General features: G+C 68.6%; 13 protein-coding genes. 4 read left to right on the plus strand and 9 right to left on the minus strand.

Features of this window, described 5'->3' with window-relative positions:
- Positions 1-52 precede the first annotated feature (52 nt).
- The 3 genes from C474_RS17565 to C474_RS17575 form a co-directional block, all read right to left on the minus strand.
- A complete protein-coding gene (locus C474_RS17565; protein WP_008389230.1) occupies positions 53-331 on the minus strand; it encodes a DUF7312 domain-containing protein in 279 nt (92 codons plus the stop codon).
- Positions 332-398: 67 nt separating this feature from the next.
- Positions 399-2,183, minus strand: a complete 1,785-nt coding sequence (gene pyk, locus C474_RS17570) for a pyruvate kinase (protein WP_008389232.1) — start codon at positions 2,181-2,183, stop codon at positions 399-401.
- A gap of 113 nt (positions 2,184-2,296) precedes the next feature.
- Positions 2,297-2,629 (minus strand): hypothetical protein, encoded by a 333-nt coding sequence (locus tag C474_RS17575; protein WP_008389235.1) that lies wholly within the window; start codon positions 2,627-2,629, stop codon positions 2,297-2,299.
- Between the two features lie 89 nt (positions 2,630-2,718).
- Here C474_RS17575 and C474_RS17580 point away from each other — a divergent pair, with 89 nt between their 5' ends.
- Positions 2,719-2,949 carry a hypothetical protein gene (locus C474_RS17580; protein WP_008389237.1) on the plus strand — a complete coding sequence of 77 codons (231 nt, stop codon included), beginning with the start codon at positions 2,719-2,721 and terminating at the stop codon, positions 2,947-2,949.
- Positions 2,950-2,966: 17 nt separating this feature from the next.
- Here the strand turns inward: C474_RS17580 and metG are convergent, their stop codons facing one another.
- From metG to mfnA, 3 genes are all read right to left on the minus strand, one after another.
- On the minus strand, positions 2,967-5,045 hold the full coding sequence (metG, locus tag C474_RS17585; RefSeq protein ID WP_008389239.1) for a methionine--tRNA ligase: 2,079 nt from the start codon (positions 5,043-5,045) through the stop codon (positions 2,967-2,969).
- Between the two features lie 197 nt (positions 5,046-5,242).
- Positions 5,243-5,818: a YqaA family protein gene (locus C474_RS17590; protein WP_049917167.1), complete on the minus strand. Its 576-nt coding sequence runs from the start codon at positions 5,816-5,818 to the stop codon at positions 5,243-5,245.
- 120 nt (positions 5,819-5,938) lie between these two features.
- Positions 5,939-7,000 (minus strand): tyrosine decarboxylase MfnA, encoded by a 1,062-nt coding sequence (gene mfnA, locus C474_RS17595; RefSeq protein ID WP_008389243.1) that lies wholly within the window; start codon positions 6,998-7,000, stop codon positions 5,939-5,941.
- A gap of 109 nt (positions 7,001-7,109) precedes the next feature.
- Between mfnA and C474_RS17600 the strand changes: the two genes are divergently transcribed.
- Entirely contained in the window at positions 7,110-7,829 is a 720-nt protein-coding gene (locus C474_RS17600) for a DUF2270 domain-containing protein (RefSeq protein WP_008389245.1), read from the plus strand.
- A gap of 16 nt (positions 7,830-7,845) precedes the next feature.
- Here C474_RS17600 and ppsA read toward each other — a convergent pair whose 3' ends face one another.
- Positions 7,846-10,158 (minus strand): phosphoenolpyruvate synthase, encoded by a 2,313-nt coding sequence (gene ppsA, locus C474_RS17605; protein ID WP_008389247.1) that lies wholly within the window; start codon positions 10,156-10,158, stop codon positions 7,846-7,848.
- Between the two features lie 105 nt (positions 10,159-10,263).
- Positions 10,264-10,512, minus strand: a complete 249-nt coding sequence (locus C474_RS17610; RefSeq protein WP_008389249.1) for a hypothetical protein — start codon at positions 10,510-10,512, stop codon at positions 10,264-10,266.
- Between the two features lie 95 nt (positions 10,513-10,607).
- Here C474_RS17610 and C474_RS17615 point away from each other — a divergent pair, with 95 nt between their 5' ends.
- Positions 10,608-11,222, plus strand: coding sequence for a J domain-containing protein (locus C474_RS17615; protein ID WP_008389251.1), 615 nt, complete (start codon positions 10,608-10,610; stop codon positions 11,220-11,222).
- Positions 11,223-11,238: 16 nt separating this feature from the next.
- Here the strand turns inward: C474_RS17615 and C474_RS17620 are convergent, their stop codons facing one another.
- Complete coding sequence (locus C474_RS17620) at positions 11,239-12,036, minus strand: DUF7839 domain-containing protein (RefSeq protein WP_049917148.1); 798 nt, start codon at positions 12,034-12,036, stop codon at positions 11,239-11,241.
- A gap of 114 nt (positions 12,037-12,150) precedes the next feature.
- Here C474_RS17620 and C474_RS17625 point away from each other — a divergent pair, with 114 nt between their 5' ends.
- Positions 12,151-12,849: a metallophosphoesterase gene (locus C474_RS17625; RefSeq protein WP_049917149.1), complete on the plus strand. Its 699-nt coding sequence runs from the start codon at positions 12,151-12,153 to the stop codon at positions 12,847-12,849.
- Positions 12,850-12,895: the final 46 nt, after the last annotated feature.

The following is a 12,895-nucleotide window of genomic DNA, read 5'->3' on the forward strand; positions in this document are numbered from 1 at the left end:
ATCTCAACGACCGACACGAACGGTTCTCCGGGGGTCCCGGAGAGTGGCCCTCTCAGAGCAGGGTAGCGAACAGCGCGACGGTGGCCAAGGCGCCGAGCACCACGAAGAGGACGTTCTCCGGCATCGGCGACCCGGGTTCGAGCGGTCCGAGCGGCGGGCGGTCCTCGCCGACCGCTTCTGCGATACCCACCTCGTCGGTCTCCTCGCCGCGGGCGTCGTCGGGTCGGTTCGCCTCCGAGTCGGGGGGCGCGCGGTCCGGGCCGCCGCGTCTGTCGACATCGGCGTCGGGGCCGTCCCGTCGGTCGTCGGCGGCGTCGTCGCGGGTGTCCATCGGTTCGATCTAGGGGGCGGGTCGGCAAAGGCCTACCGCCCTCGCTCCGAGACTGCGACCCGGTCGTTCAGTTTCCGGGTCGCTCTTTCGCCGCTTTGGTCCGGTCGGACTCGTGTTTGATGACGTTGCCCTCGTAGACGATGCCGCGTTCGGCGTGCAGGGTGATTTCGGTGCCGGCGGCGACGCTCTGGGGGATGGGCGCGCCCGATATCATCGGGAGGTCCAGTTCGCGGGCGACCAACGCCGGGTAGCCCGTCATGCCGGGGCGGGCGTCGATGATGCCGCCGAGTTTCTTCGCGTCGCCGTCGAACTCGCCGTCGAAGGCGGCGGTGAGAGCGAGCAGCGCTCCCTCCGGAACGTCCGAGAGGTCGCCGTCGTCGGAGACGGCCAGCGGTCCGGCGACCCGCCCGCCCACGACCTTTCTCCCCGTCGCGACGGCCTCTGCGGCGACGTGGACCTTCAGCATGTTCGTCGTGTTCGTCCCCTCCAACTCGGTCATCATCCCCGAGAGGACGACGAGCGTGTCGCCGGAGGCGGCCACGTCGGCGTCGAGGGCGGCGTCGACGGCGTCGTCCATGATGTCGTTGATGCCGTTGCGGTAGTCGGCGTACTTCGGGATGACGCCCCACGAGAGGGTGAGTTGCCGGCGCACGCGGTCGTTCGGCGTCGTGGCGACGACGGGCACGCCGGGGCGGAACTTCGCCGTCTTCCGGGCGGTGTACCCCGACTCGGAGGCGGCGACGATGGCGCTGGCATTCACGTCGCGCGCGAGATAGCGTGCGGAACGGGCGAGCGCCTCGGTCCGCGACTCGCCTTCGGCGACGGGGACGTGCTGTTCTTGGTTCTCGGCGTACTCCTCGCTGGATTCGACCTGTCGGACGATGCGGTCCATCGTCTGAACGACGCGCACCGGGTTGTCGCCGATGGCCGTCTCGCCCGACAGCATCACGGCGTCGGTGCCGTCGAGGACGGCGTTGGCGACGTCGGAGGCCTCAGCGCGCGTCGGTCGCCGGGAGTGGACCATCGAGTCGAGCATCTCCGTCGCCGTGATGACGGGCGTCCCCGTCGCGTGGCACTTGCGGATGATTCGCTTTTGGATGATGGGCACCTCTTCGAGCGGCATCTCCACCCCGAGGTCGCCGCGCGCGACCATCACGCCGTAGGACGCCTCGATTATCTCGTCGAGGTTCTCGACGGCGCCCGCGCGCTCTATCTTGGCGACGACGGGGATGTCGGCGCCGAGGTTCTCCAAGGCGTCGCTGATGGTGTAGATGTCCTCGGCGGAGCGAACGAACGAGGCGGCCACGAAGTCGGCGTTCTTCTCGGCGGCGACTTCGAGTTCGCGCTGGTCGCCCTCCGTGATGAGGTCGATGTCGAGTTTGACGCCCGGGAGGTTGACGCCCTTCCGCGCTCCGAGTTCCCCGCCGGACTCGATGCGCGCGACGACGGCGTCGCCCTCGACGCGCTTGACGGTCGCTTCGATGCGGCCGTCGTCGAGCAGGATGGTGTCGCCGCTCTCGGCCGCCGCGATGGAGTACGAGAGGCCCACCTCCTCGGGCGTCGCGTCCTCGCCCTCGACGAAGCGAACCTCGCTGCCGGTGTCGAGACGAATCGACCCGTCGATGGGCGCGGTCCGGACCTCCGGCCCCTGGAGGTCGACCATGGCGGCCAGCGGTTCCTCCGTGGCCTCGTCGACGGTTCGGATGCGGTCTATCACTTCCTCTCGGTGCTCCGGCGTGCCGTGACTGGCGTTCAGGCGCGCGACGCTCATCCCAGCGTCGGACAGCGCCCGAATCGTCGCCCGGTCGTCGGAGGCCGGCCCGAGCGTACAGACGATTTTCGCGTTTCTCATGGAGGCGAGTACAGGGCAACGCATAAAAAAGCCCGACGATGCCACTACTTCCGTGGTAAAAATAATCACCGTTAGCGCTCGGCAGTCCGGACGCCGTCACGAGCGGCGACGGCTCACTGTTCGGGCATCTCGTCGGGAATCCAGTCCGGCCGCGACCCCTCGTACGCGACCCGCCACTCCCCGAACTCGTCCTCTCCGTGCAGCGACGCCGCTATCCCGTCGAGGACGACCCGGTCGACCACGTACGCGCCGTCCGTTCGGCCGGTGAACCGCACCTCGAACCGCCCGTCGCTCTGGTCGTGGACGGCGACCCGACGGACGCCGTCGCGTATCCCCCTCGGCACGTCGGAGACGAACCGGAAGTCCGCCGCGGCGAGGCGCGTGGAGAGCCGAACCGGCGGCCCGCGCTCGACGGCCACGTCGGCGCTCGTGAGGCCGAAGTACATGAACGCTCACTCCCGGGTGGCCGACGAAACCGTTCCGACGGTCCGCTCCGCCATCACGCTTTAGCGCCGCGCGGGCGACACCGGAAGGCGTGCAGCACATCACGAACGACATCGTCGGCAAGCGCGTCGTCGGCCCCGACGGCGAGCGAATCGGCAAGGTGGCGGGCGTACAGGACGGCAAGGCGATGCTGAAAGGTGACACGGGCGTCTCCGCCGACATGGAGGACGCCCTCAGCGGCGAGGACGACGAGACGCTGTCGCTCACCGCCGACCAGGTGGTCGAGGTGACCGACGACGAAGTGCGCGTCTCGCTCTCGTAGTCGTCGCGGCCGACGACCTACCGGACGCGCGTCCCGGGTTCGGCGTCGCCGTGGGTCGTCAGCAGGTCCGCCTGTTCGCCCGCGGCCAGCACCATCCCGTTCGATTCGACGCCGAACAGTTCGGCCTTCTCCAAGTTAGCTACGACGACCACCTTCTTCCCGGGCAGTTCCGAGAGGTCGTGAAGCTGTTTCAGCCCCGCGACGATTTGCCGCTCCTCGACGCCGATGTCGACGGTCAGTTTCGCCAGTTTGTCCGCGCCGTCGATGCCCTCGGCGTCGAGAATCTCGGCGACGCGGAGGTCGAGTTCCTGGAACTCCTTGAAGCCGATTCGGTCCGCAAGCAGGGGTTCGAACTCGTCGCTCGCGTCCGCACTCCCGTCCTCGTCGGACTCGCTCTCCGCTTCGTCCTCCTCTTCGTCCGCCGCCGTCTCCGCGACGCGCGCCTCGAGTTTCTCGTTGAGTTCCTCGACGCGCTCTTCGTCTATCTTCTCGAACAGTTCCGAGGGCTCGTCGAACGACGCCGCCGGCGCGTCGAGGGCGGCGTCGACGCCGACGGCGTGCACGTCGCCGTCCTCGTTCAGGTCGGCCCAGAGGCGTTCGGCCTTGCTCGGCGCCACCGGTTCGAAGAGGACGCAGACGGCCTTCGCCACCTGCACGCAGTCGCGGATGACCCGCTCTTTCTCCTCGCCGTCGTCGAGTTTCCACGGTTCGTGCCGCTGGATGTACTCGTTGCCGAACTGCGCCAGTCGGACGGCGGCGTTGCCGACTTCGCGGACTGAGTAGTCGTTCACGCCCGCGCGGAACTCCTCGATGGCCGCCTCGATGCGGTCGCGCACCTCCTCGGAGAGGTCCGCCTCCGGCGTCCCCTCGTACTCGCGGTAGGCGAACAGCAGCGACCGGTAGAGGAAGTTGCCGACGGTTCCGACGAGTTCGTTGTTCACTCGGTCGCGGAACTTCTCCCACGAGAAGTCGACGTCCTGCTGGAACCCGCCGTTGGTGGCGAGGTAATAGCGGATGAGCGCCGGGGCGAAGCCCTCCTCCAGATACTCGTCGGCCCAGACGGCGCGGTTGCGCGAGGTGGAGAAGCCCTTGCCGTTCAGCGTGATGAACCCGGAGGCCATCACGGCGCGGGGTTCGACGTACCCCGTCGCGCGCAGCATCGCCGGCCAGAACACGGTGTGGTGCTGGATGATGTCGCGGCCGATGATGTGGACGATTTCGCCGTCGTTCCGCCACGCCTCCTCCCAGTCGAACGTCTCCGCGCCGACGCGTTCGGAGTACTGCTTCGTGGAGGCGATGTACTCGATGGGGGCGTCAACCCAGACGTAGAGGACCAGGTCGTCCTCCGTTTCGCCCGGGTAGTCGATGCCCCAGTCCATATCACGGGTGATACACCAGTCCTGCAGTTCGCCCTCTATCCACTCGCGCGGCTGATTCTGGGCGTTCGAGGTTCCCTCCAGTCGGTCGATGAACTCGTTCAGGTAGTCCTGCAGTTCCGAGACGCGGAAGAAGCGGTGGCTCCGCTCGCGGTACTCGGCGGGGTTGCCCGTCAGCGTCGACTCGGGGTCCTCTATCTCGCCGGGTTCGAGGTGGCGGCCGCACCCCTCGTCGCACTCGTCGCCGCGGGCGTGCGCGCCGCAGTACGGGCAGGTGCCCTCGACGTAGCGGTCCGGGAGCCACTGGTCGGCGTCGGGGTCGTAGGCGATCGGAATCTCTTTCTCGTAGAGGTAGCCCTCCTCCTCGAGGGTGCGGACCAACTCACTGGTCAGTTCCGTGTTCGTCTCGTCGTGGGTGTGCCCGTAGTTGTCGAACTCGATGTCGAACTTCGGGAACGTCTCCTCGTACGTCTCGTGGTGGCGGAGGGCGAACTCCTCGGGCGTGACGCCCTCCTTCTCGGCGTTGACGGCGACGGGCGTGCCGTGCATATCGGACCCGCTGACGAACGCTGTCTCCTGACCGAGTCGTTTCAGCGCGCGACTGTAGATGTCGCCGCCGACGTACGTCCGGAGGTGGCCGATGTGCAGGTCGCCGTTCGCGTACGGCAACCCGCAGGTCACCACCGCCGGGTGCTCCGTGGGGAATGGGTCGTGGCTCATGGTCGTGTCTCGTGATTCGCGCGGGCGGGACCAAAACGCCGTCGGGTTCTCTCTGACGCGCGTCGGAGGATCTCCGACGACTTCCCGCTCGCTGTGCTCGCGGGAACCCCGTCGGGTCCGCTTGGGCCCGTTGACGCGGTTCTGCTGGTCGCTGGACTGGGCTCTGCTGTGTTAGATGAACTGGAGTCGCCGACCGTTCAGAAGAGCGTCGACAGCGCTTCGACACCGACGAGCGTCACCAGCAGTCGGCCGACGCTCCCGACGAACGTGGCGACGGCGAACTTCACGTAGTCCTCTTCGAGGACCGAGAAGGCGTATATCGACAGCGTGTCGGGGAACGTCGGGACGCAGAGCGCCGCGGCGAGACCGGCGTACCCCCACGTCTGGGCTATCTCCAGCGTCTTCTCCTCGGTCCACTCCATGATGCCGAACCGCGACTCCCGGAGCTTTCGCTCGATGAAGCCGGAGTTCTTCGCCTCCTGTCCGATGTGGAACGCGAAGACGCTCCCCACCGCCTTGCCGACGCCGCTCACGAGGATGATGACCGCGTACCGGGCGTTCTGAGAGAGCCCCAGATCCAGCGGCGCCAGCAGGACGACTTCGCTCACGCCGGGCAGGGCGAACGCGATGAGAAAGGAGTAGACGAAGATGATGACCAGCCCGAACCACCCCGTCGCGGTCTCGACGACCGACCGCAGACCGAAGTTCGGAAACAGGCTCCCGACGCCGTCCGCCGCGAGGTCGGCGACCGCGCCGGTGAGCGACGGCGACAGCGGAACCGACGAGAGCGCATCGAGGGCGGCGGCGAGGGACACGGCTATCGGATTCTCCCGGACGCGACGACGTAAGTCTTGAGATTCGGCCCCCGGATGGGGCGCTTTCGTCCGTCGAAATCAGCGGACCGCATCGAGGTCCGCGAGGAAGGCCGCGAGGGACTCGCGGGTGACGTGCGGCATGCAGACGACGCGGAGGAGGTCCGATCCGGTGCGCGAGACGCGCCACTCGCGGGCCCTGAGCGCCTCGAAGACGGCGTCGGGCACGTTGGCCGCGACGAGCGGTAGTTCAGGGTCCACCACGTCGATGTCCCGCCCTCGGAGTTCGTCGGCGAACCACGCGGCGAGGTCGGCGGCGCGTTCGTACTCGCGGCGGTAGCCGTCGGGCCACAGGGCGTCCATTGCTGCGGCGGCGGAGGCGACGCCCGCTCCGCTTCTGGTGCCCGTGAGCGTCGCCTGCGAGGTGGATTCGAGGTACGGCGTCTCGACGGCCAGCGCGTCGAGACCGTCCCGTTCGCGGAACAGGAGGCCGCCGGCCGGAATGCACGCCCGCCCGCACTTGTGCGGGTCGATGGTGAGCGAGTCGACGGGCGCGTGCGCGAAACTCCACGCGCGGTCGGTGAACGGAAGCAGGAATCCGCCCCACGCGGCGTCAACGTGGCAGAACGCGCCGGCGTCGTGGGCGATGTCGACCAGTTCCGGGATGGGGTCGACGCGCCCGAACTCCGTGCTGCCGGCGACGCCGACGACCAGCACCGTATCGTCGTCGACGGCGGCGCGGACGGCGTCGAGGTCCGCGCGGCGGTCCGCGTCGGTCGGGACGAGGCGGAGTTCCACCCCCAACACGTCGGCGGCCTTGTTGAACGAGAAGTGCGCGCTCTCGGGGGCGACGACGTTCGGGTTCGAAGTCCGCTCTCGGCCCCGGTTCCGCGCCGCCCGGACGGCCTGGACGTTCGCTTCGGTGCCGCCGCTGGTGACGTAGCCGTGCGGGTCCGCGAGGCCGGCTATCTCCCCGAGGGTGTCGACGGCGTCGGACTCCAACTCGGCTACTTCCTCGTAGGTGGCGGGGTCGCCGGGGTTGGTGGCGAGGAACCGTTCGGCGGCGTCGCGCGCCGCGGGGTGCGGTTCGGTGCACATCGACGAGAGGACGCGGTCGAACGTCTGCGGCGCGGACCGCTGCATAGTCTCCGAGTGGGCGCCGCGGCGTTTATCAATTCCGTTGTACGTCGGCGTGGTGACGCCGCCCGCCGATAGCTCTTCGGCCCCGCGCCCCATCGAACGGCGTACCACCGTGACCGACTCCGAGTCCCCCGATTCAGACGGCGGGTCCGCGGCGCGGTCCGACGCGAGCGCCATCGGCGAACGGGCGGCGCCGGAGGACTCCCGGGCCGCGGTCGTCATCTCCGAGTTCTACCGCGTGGAGTCCAGACAGATGGCGAGCGGCCAGACCCGCATCGACCAGACGACGAACTGGGCCGTGACCGTCATGGCCGCTTTCCTCACCGTCGTCTTCTCCCAACCCAACCTCGCGGCGTACATCCTCCTCATCGGCATCCTCGCGATGTGCGGGTTCCTCCTGTTCGAGGTCCGCCGCTACCGCGCCTACGACGCGAGTCGCTCGCGGGTGCGATTGATGGAGCAGAACTTCTTCGCCGACGTGTTCGCCCCTCGAACGGACCCCGGAACCGAGTGGCGCAAGCACCTCGCCGTCGACCTCCGGACGCCGACGCTGAAGATGTCGTTCCGGGAGGCGCTCTCGCGTCGTCTGCGCCGCGTCTACGGCCCCCTGATGTCCGTTCTCGGACTCGCGTGGCTGCTCCGGATAACCATGTTCACCCCGCAGACGCGGTGGATAGACGCGGCCGTCATCTCCTCGGTCCCCGGCGAAGTCGTGGTCGTCGCCGTGGCCCTGTTCTACGCCGGGGCGGCCACCGTCGCCTACTGGCCCACCCGTCGGGAGGCGAGAAAAGATTTCCACGACACGGAGGTCGGAAAGTGGGAGAAGCCGTGAGACCCCGCTCGGCCGCTCAGCGGACCGAGTCGAGGATGAGTCGCTGTTCGACCCGCTTGACCTCGTGTTGTACGTCGCGGACGGCGTCGATGTTCGCCGAGATGGAGGAGACGCCCTCGTTGACGAGGAACTGGACCATCTGCGGCTTCGACGCCGCCTGCCCGCAGATGCTCGTCTTCACGCCCACCTCGCGACAGGTCTCGATGGTGTCGCCGATGAGTTTCAGCACGGCGGGGTGGAGTTCGTCGAACCGCCCGGCGACGTTCTCGTTGTTGCGGTCGACGGCCAGGGTGTACTGCGTCAGGTCGTTCGTCCCGAACGAGACGAAGTCGAGGCCGACCTCAGCCATCTCGTCGACGGCGAGGGCGGACGCCGGCGTCTCTATCATGACGCCCCACTCGCGCTTCTCGGGGTCGATGCCGGCCTCGATCATCAGCTCCTTCGCCTGATGGACGTCTTCGGCGTCGTTGACCAAGGGGAACATGATCTCGACGTTGTCGTAGCCCATCTCGAACAGTTGTCGGAACGCCTCCAACTCGTGTTTGAACAGGTCGGGCTTGTCGAGACTGCGCCGAATTCCCCGGTAGCCGAGCATCGGGTTGTGCTCGCGCGGTTCGTCCTCGCCGCCCTCCAACTGCCGGAACTCGTCGGTGGGGGCGTCGAGGCTCCGGACGCGGACGGGACGCGGGTAGAACTCTTCTGCGACGCCGCGGATGCCGTCGACGAGTTCCTCGATGTAGGCGCGTTCGCTGTTGTCCTCGATGAATTTCGTCGGCGTCTTGCCCAGCGACAGCACCATGTGCTCGATGCGGAGGAGGCCGACGCCGTCGGCGCCCGTCGCGGCGGCGCGTTCGGCGGCTTCGGGGATGGAGACGTTCACCTTCACCTCCGTGGCCGTCATCGGCTTGACGGGCGTCTTCGGCCGCGCCTCCTCGATGGGTTCGCGCTGTTCCTCTTTTAGTTCCGCGCCCTCGCGGATGGTGCCCTTGTCGCCGTCGATGGTGATGGGCTGACCGTCAGTTATCTCGCGGGTGCCGGACCCGGTGCCGACGACGGCGGGGACGCCGAGTTCGCGCGAGACGATGGACGCGTGGGAGGTCATCCCTCCCTCGTCGGTGACGATGCCCGCCGCGCGCTTCATCGCGGGCACCATGTCCGGCATCGTCATCTCGGTGACGATGATGTCGCCCTCCGCCACCTGGTCGAGGTGGTCGAGTTTCGTGATGATGCGGGCGTTGCCGGCCGCGATGCCGGGACTCGCGCCGAGGCCGCGCAGTATCATGTCGCCGGACCCCGAGGCCTGCCCCGTCCTCTCGGCCTGTCCGTTCTCGGATCCGCCGTCGCCGGCGGCGGCTTCGCGGGCCGCCGCCTCCTCTTCCTCCTCGTCGGAGATGGTGGTGATGGGACGGGACTGCAGCATGTACACCTCGCCCTCGTAGATGGCCCACTCCACGTCCTGCGGTTCGCCGTAGTGCTCCTCGACGCGTTCGCCGAGTTCGACGAGTCGGGCTATCTCGTCCTCCCCGAGGACGCGCGCGTCTCGCTTCTCGTCGGGGACGTCGATTTCGACCGTCTCGCCCGTCTCCTCGTCTTTGACCATCATCGTCTTCTTGTCGGCGACGGTGGCCGTCTCCACCTCGCCCGACTCGCGGTCGACGACGTAGTTGTCGGGCGAGACGGACCCGGAGACGACGGCCTCGCCGAGACCCCACGCCGCCTCGATGATGATTCGGGGGTCGCCCGTCGAGGGGTGGGAGGTGAACATCACGCCGGACTTCTCGGCGTCGACCATCTCCTGGACGACGACGGCGATGTCGACATCGCGGTGCGGGAAGCCCTTGCGGTTGCGGTAGTAGATCGCGCGCTGGGAGAACAGCGACGCCCAGCACTCCTTCACTCGCTGGAGCAGGTCGTCTTTCTGGACGTTCAGGTACGTCTCCTGCTGACCGGCGAACGACGCGTCGGGGAGGTCCTCCGCCGTCGCGGAGGAGCGAACCGCGACGAACGCCTCGCCATCGCTGATGTCGTCGTAGGTGGCGAGTATCTCCTCGCCTACCTCCTCCGGTACCGGCGTCTCCATGATGAGTTCGTGCGCCCGTTCGTGCGCCGTCTTCAGCGCCGCCGAATCCTCGTGGTCGACGTCGACGGCGTCGAAGAGTTCCTCGTCGATACCCGCTTCCTCGATGAACGAACGGTACGTCCCGGCGGTGACGACGAACCCCGGCGGCACGGGGAGGCCAGCCGAGGTCAGTTCGCCCAGTGAGGCTCCTTTACCGCCGACTGTGTCGATGTCGTCGGCGCGCACGTCGTCCAGCCAAACTACAGCCATTAGCGTTTGTCAATGCTTACAAACCCCATAAGTACTTTCCGACCGACGCAATGATGAATAATACCCTACTCGGCTTCGAGTACGTAATTATCGCCGGAATCGTGGTCAATCTCCGCGTCGCTCCCGACCGTGGGTTTCACAGAGAATTTCGCCGGTTTCGGGGTTCAGATAGAACGGGTCGCCGGTCCCGACGGCGTCGCCGCAGACCGCACAGCCGTCGTCGTGGCGCAGGAAGTACTTCCCTCCCGCGCGCCCCGTCTCCAGTCGGTCCGCCCGGACGGCGACCCGAGTGAGTCCTTCGCCTATCTGGGTCCGCTCCGGCCCGTCGGCCTCCTCGAATCGAATCGGTCGCATAGGGGAGAGTGGGTCCTCGACGGGGAAGCGTCTCCCGGCGCGCGACGACTCCCGACGGCGAGAGGTTCTTTACGTCGGAACCCCACCTACTTCTTGTGCAGTCCGACTTGGTGTCGGCGTTCCCGCCGTGGCTTCTCCTCGGCGTCGCCGGGGGACTCCTCGCGTCCGTGCTCGTCGCGAGCGTGTTCGTCGTCGGGAGGCGCCTCTTCCCCGACGAACCGACGGCGGGTGCCGTCGTCGACGGCGCCGGCCGCCGGCGGGCGGAGATACGCGACTACCTGCGCGAGATAGGCGAACCGTTCGCCGAGGACCACCCGGTCCGCGGCGAGACGGTGGAGTTCTACCTCCCCGGCCGCGACGTGGCCGTGACGTTCGACGCGATGGCGTACTTCCGGCTGGAACGCGCCGGGACGTACACGGTGCTGTGCGAACACGAGATGCCCGCCCGCGGACTCGGCCGGCGCCTCCCGTTCGACGTGCCGGAACCGGAGCCCGTCGTCCCGAACGCCGCCGACCCCGTGGCGGCGGCGTTCGACCACCTCGACCTGCCGCGGAGCGCCGACCCTTCGGAGATAAAGGTCGCCTACCGAAACAAGGCGAAGACGGCGCACCCCGACCACAGCGGGTCGCAACCGGAGTTCCAGCGACTCCAGGAGGCGTACGCCACGGCCAGAGAACACGCCGAGAGCAGTCCGCCCGCCCGCGTCTAACTTTAATTTTAGTCACTCACCGCTCTGCGACCCGCGCCGCCTCCGTCACCTCGTACAGCACGTCGCCGTCGCGGAGGGCGTCGGTCACGCGCCCCACCAGGTCCGTCGTCGCCACCACCACGGCCGCGAGTCCGCGCGCCGCGCCCGCCGCCGCCACCTCGCCCGCGGCCAGCGACGTCTCCACCGCCACGTCGGCCTTCCGGAGCGACACGACCGCTTCGACGCCCGCCGCGACCACCACGTCCGCGTCGGCGCACGCCTCGGCGAGTCGGTCCAGTTCGACGGTCCGGCTTCCGCCCGAACGCGCGGGCGGCACCTGCACGACGGTGACGCTCCCGGGGTCCATCTCGATGACGCCCTCGAACCCGGTGATGCTCACGTCCTCGTCCGCCTCGGCGGCCGTCGTCGTCACGCCCGTCGCCGGGCCGGCGTCCCCGGGCGTCGCGTGGAGGTGCCCCCCGCGGAGCGACAGGGTCACCGTCTCGCCCGCCTCGACGGCCTCCGTCGCGAGGGCGGCGTCCTCCTGTACGCTCTCCAGGACGTCGTCGGTGACGTGGTCGGCGAACCGCCGGAGGTCCTTCGCCTCCTGGAACAGCCAGTCGACGCCCTCCTTCGTCACGCGGTAGCGAGAACGCCCCTCCTTCTCCACGTAGCCGTCCTCGACGAGTTGTCGGGTGTACTCGCTGACCGCCTGACTCGTCACGCCCACCGCCTCGGCGACTTCGCCCTGACTCACCGCCGGTTGCCGGTCGGCGATTTCGACGAGGATGCGGAGGCGCGTCGCCGTCCGTTTGTCTTCGAGGGCACCGCTCATACCCGCTCGGAGGCGACGAGCGATGAAAAATCCCCCCGGCACCCGCCGACGGCCGGCCTCCGCCGCACGCCGGCGGGCGTCACCGCTTTCCCCGCCCGCGCCGTCGGTGCCCGCGTGCACGACGTGACCTACCGCGACCGGGCGGCGTACCTCCCGTTCGCGGACGCCGTCGTCGTCGCGGACCTCCACGTCGGCCGCGCCGAGGCGTCGAACGTGGCGTTTCCGCTGGGCGAGGATGCCGACCTGCGGGAGCGACTCGCCGCCCTCGTCGACGCGTTCGACCCCGCCGAGGCGGTGTTCGCCGGCGACCTGCTCCACCGCTTCGACGGCGCGACGGCCCGCGCGGCCGAGGGCGTGTCGGACCTCGTCGCCGTCTGCCGCGAGGGGGGCGCCCGGCCCGTGATGGTCCGCGGCAACCACGACACCGCCCTGCGGACGGCGTGGGACGGCGACGTCCGCGACGAGTACGTCGTCGCCGAGGACCCGAAGACGGTCGTCTGTCACGGCCACGCCGCACCGGAGACGGACGCCTCGCTGTACGTTATCGGTCACGTCCACCCGGCCATCACCGTCGAATCCGTCCGCCAACCCTGCTATCTCTACGGCGAGGGCGTCTACCGGGGCGCGGACGTGCTCGTGCTCCCGGCGTTCACCCGCCTGGCATCGGGCGTCCCCGTGAACGGGCTGTACGGACCGGACGCGGGGTCGCCCCTCGTGCCGGACGTGGACGCGTTCCGCCCCGTCGTCTACGACGAGGACGCAGAGGAGGCGCTGTCGTTCCCGCCGTTGGGGGAGTTCCGCCGGATGCTGTGACCCGGCCGACTCGCCGGTCGTCGGTTCGACCGGCCGCCGACTCCAT

This window comes from Halogeometricum pallidum JCM 14848, assembly GCF_000337095.1.
Classification (GTDB): Archaea; Halobacteriota; Halobacteria; order Halobacteriales; family Haloferacaceae; genus Halogeometricum; species Halogeometricum pallidum.

Excerpts from the sequence above, each read along its gene's own strand:
- metG (WP_008389239.1), bottom strand. The coding sequence starts at position 5,045 with ATGAGCCACGACCCATTCCCCACGGAGCACCCGGCGGTGGTGACCTGC.
- C474_RS17565 (WP_008389230.1), bottom strand. The coding sequence starts at position 331 with ATGGACACCCGCGACGACGCCGCCGACGACCGACGGGACGGCCCCGAC.
- C474_RS17610 (WP_008389249.1), bottom strand. The coding sequence starts at position 10,512 with ATGCGACCGATTCGATTCGAGGAGGCCGACGGGCCGGAGCGGACCCAG.
- mfnA (WP_008389243.1), bottom strand. The coding sequence starts at position 7,000 with ATGCAGCGGTCCGCGCCGCAGACGTTCGACCGCGTCCTCTCGTCGATG.
- C474_RS17575 (WP_008389235.1), bottom strand. The coding sequence starts at position 2,629 with ATGTACTTCGGCCTCACGAGCGCCGACGTGGCCGTCGAGCGCGGGCCG.
- ppsA (WP_008389247.1), bottom strand. The coding sequence starts at position 10,158 with ATGGCTGTAGTTTGGCTGGACGACGTGCGCGCCGACGACATCGACACA.
- C474_RS17620 (WP_049917148.1), bottom strand. The coding sequence starts at position 12,036 with ATGAGCGGTGCCCTCGAAGACAAACGGACGGCGACGCGCCTCCGCATC.
- pyk (WP_008389232.1), bottom strand. The coding sequence starts at position 2,183 with ATGAGAAACGCGAAAATCGTCTGTACGCTCGGGCCGGCCTCCGACGAC.